The sequence below is a fragment of the Candidatus Symbiopectobacterium sp. NZEC135 genome (genome assembly GCF_025962695.1).
Genome location: NZ_JAGFPF010001057.1, coordinates 1 through 747, shown reverse-complemented (window position 1 = coordinate 747; position 747 = coordinate 1). Strand labels below are relative to the sequence as shown.

1 pseudogene is annotated in these 747 nt (G+C 59.8%); it reads right to left on the bottom strand.

What is annotated here, in order from left to right:
* Nucleotides 1–694, bottom strand: a pseudogene (locus J5224_RS32405) (cysteine/glutathione ABC transporter ATP-binding protein/permease CydC); the annotation flags it as partial.
* Nucleotides 695–747 lie beyond the last annotated feature (53 nt).

Sequence of the window (747 nt, the reverse complement as noted above, 5' to 3'; positions counted from 1 at the left end):
CCGTCAGACGCGCCTGCCGCTGCTGCTGCGTCAGCCAGGCCTGTTCCGTGTCGGTGAGCAGGCGGCGAAAGGCGGCTTGTGCGCCAAACAGGGTTAATTCGGCTTGCCCCTGTAGCCAGGTGGTTAACTGGGTGCGATAACGCGAGCGCAACAGCGTGAGGTGGGTACCAATCGGTTTGCCTGCACGATAAAACACCGGCGGTAGCAAGGCTAACAGCAGCAGCATAATGGTGCCGAGGGTCAATGCCAGCGAGGTGTCCAGCCAGCTCACCAACGGCGATATGACGCGTAAGTAGAGGTGATCGAGCGTATCAACATCGGCAACCAGACGGTTTAGCAGGTCGGCCTGACGAAACTGGGCGAGCCCGCCCGGTGAAAGCGGAAGCGTACGCGAAAAGGTAAAAACACGCAGGTGTTGCAGTACGCGGAAGGTCGCGTCATGACTCACCAGACGCTCGGCATAGCGCCCGGCGGTACGCAGGATCCCCGCACCGCGCACGCCCGCCGCAGGCAGCATGTAGTTGAAGGTCATCAATCCGGCAAGGCCCGCCAGTGACGCCCCAGCGAGAAACCAACCGGAGAGCGTCAGCAACCCAATACTCGCCAGCAGTGTGATAATGGCAAGCACTACGCCGATGCTGAGCCGCCAAATGTGGCGACGATATAGCAGGAGAAAGGGTTTCAGTACCTGCAATGGGGTATTCTGCGACATATTAGTAAGCTCCCTGACGCTGCGCCAGAAGATCG